General features: G+C 60.4%; 2 protein-coding genes. One reads left to right on the top strand and one right to left on the bottom strand.

The genetic code is table 11. From position 1 onward, the window contains the following. Positions 1–220: 220 nt before the first annotated feature. Entirely contained in the window at positions 221–1,378 is a 1,158-nt protein-coding gene (locus VHX65_13385; protein HEX3999539.1) for a biopolymer transporter Tol, read from the bottom strand. A gap of 152 nt (positions 1,379–1,530) precedes the next feature. Here VHX65_13385 and VHX65_13380 point away from each other — a divergent pair, with 152 nt between their 5' ends. Continuing rightward, positions 1,531–2,082, top strand: a complete 552-nt coding sequence (locus tag VHX65_13380) for a cob(I)yrinic acid a,c-diamide adenosyltransferase (protein HEX3999538.1) — start codon at positions 1,531–1,533, stop codon at positions 2,080–2,082. Positions 2,083–2,223 lie beyond the last annotated feature (141 nt).

The following is a 2,223-nucleotide window of genomic DNA, read 5'->3' as shown; positions in this document are numbered from 1 at the left end:
AATCCCCGGCCGCTACAGCGCGTTGCCGGCCCGGGCCTCGGCGATGTACGCCCCCGAGCTAAAGGCCAACTCCGACGAGATCAAGCTGCAAGTTAGGGATTAGAGCGAGGAGATGAATAGGGTCAGGGTGAGGGGATAGGGTGAGGGGATAAGGACGGACGCGCGAAACCGCAAGCGCGGATCCATGCCGTTTGGTAGCGCGCTTGCGGTTTCGCGCGGTTTACTCCGGCAATTTGAAATCAGCGAGGAATAGTTGGCTGGTGTGGTCGTCGGTGCGGTTGCTGGTCCACATTAGCTGTTTGCCGTCGGGGGAAAAGACGGGCAAAACGTCGGCGGCCGGGTTGTCGGTAATCCGCCACAGTCGGCCGGAAACGAACTTGTTGTCTTTGATCTCGTATTTCAACAGCCAAAGATCGAAGTTCGGCATCTCGCGCGGGTTGGAATGGTTGGCGGCGGTCCAGATGATGAATGGCTTCGTTGGGTGCCAATAGGGGGCCCAATTCACGCCCTGATTGTCAGTCAGCGCCATGTCGTTCGTGCCGTCGACGTCGATCACGTGAATCTGCAACAGGCCGGGCTCTTTGCGGTCGCTACGATAGATGACTCGCCTTCCATCGGGTGAAAAGAAGGGGCCACCGTTGTAGCCCTTGGCATGCGTCAGTTGGCGAACGTGGCTGCCGTCGGCATCCATGACGTAGAGATTCGGGTTGCCGCCCCGATCGCTGCAAAAGACGATCTGCTTGCCATCGGGCGAATAGGCATCTTCCGCGTCGTAGCCGGGCGAATAGGTCAGCCGGTGGACATGCGTGCCGTCGACATTCGCGGAAAAAATCTCCATGTTCTGGTCGAAATCCCATTGATATTTTCGATGATGCTCCGGCTTGGCATCCTCGGCCAATTGGGCCCGGCCCTTGGCTTCGGTGCCGATCAGATCGGGATCGAGATGGCTCGAAGCGTAGATGATGCTTTTGCCGTCGGGCGCGAAGAAGCTGCACGTGCATTTTCCGCGGCCGGTGCTCACCATCTTCGGCTTGCCGTCGGCCAGCGTCGGGCCGGCAAGCGGCTGCGTGTAAATCTGGTAGAACGGATAAGGATCGGCGACAGCTTGATAAATGATCGTCTTCCCATCCGGCGAAAAATAACCTTCGCCGGCCTTGGCGAACCCGTGCGTGATTTGCCGGATATTGGACAAATACTGAGACTCGATCGACGGTTTTCCGGCGGGCGATTTTTCCGGCGGTTTTTCCGTCGTTGGCTCCGCGGCCGCAAGCGGCGCCAACGCCGCAAACGAAAGAACGCTTGCCACCAATATCAGCCCGCATCGCGACAACACATTCATCCGACCATCTCCCAGTTCAAGAAGGGCAAACGTTTTCACCCGTGATCGTAGCAGGCACACTCCGTGTGCCGTCTGCGCATCGCGGTGCGTTGCGCATAGAGTAGGGCAGACGGCACATGGAATGTGCCTACTACGTTGGCCGCGGCACACGGGAGTGTGCCCGCCACGGTGGGCATTATATACTGTCGGCCATGAAGATTTACACCAAGACGGGCGATACTGGTGAAACCGGCCTGTTCGGCGGACCGCGCGTGGCCAAAGACGATCCGCGAATTGAAGCGTATGGGGCCGTCGACGAATTGAATTCCGCTGTCGGCATCGCCAGGGCCGAAGAATTGCCGCCGGAGATCGACTCGCTGTTGGCTCGCATTCAGAACGAGTTGTTCAACCTCGGGGCTGAGTTGGCGACGCCGAATCCGGCGGCGCATGCTCTGGCGGTGCTCGGTGCGGCGCAAATCGAGGCGTTGGAGCAGGCCATCGATCGGCACGAAGCATCCTTGCCGCTGCTGCGAGAATTTATCTTGCCCGGCGGCTCGCGAGGGGCGGCGGCGCTGCATCTGGCGCGCACCATCTGCCGGCGGGCCGAGCGGCGCTTGGTGGCGTTCGCCCGTGGCTCGGCCGAGCCGATTTCGCCGAATCTGGTGGTTTATTTGAACCGGCTCGGTGATTTGCTCTTCGTGCTGACGCGAGCGGCGAACGCGGCGGCGGGGGTTGCCGACGTGCCGTGGCGGAAGAGGTCGTAACGATCGACTAGTGCTGCGTCACATCAACGATCGGGGGGTAGTGAGCGGCAAATCATCGGGCGAATCGCTTTGACCGTCCCAAGATCGAGCGTTGACGCCACACTAGGCGCGAAGCGTGAGCGAGGATGCGCTCCGTTGCGG

Source organism: Pirellulales bacterium (genome assembly GCA_036267355.1).
Taxonomy (GTDB): Bacteria; Planctomycetota; Planctomycetia; order Pirellulales; family DATAWG01; genus DATAWG01.
The sequence above is the reverse complement of the archived record's forward strand: the minus strand, read 5'-3'. Positions and strand labels throughout refer to the sequence as shown.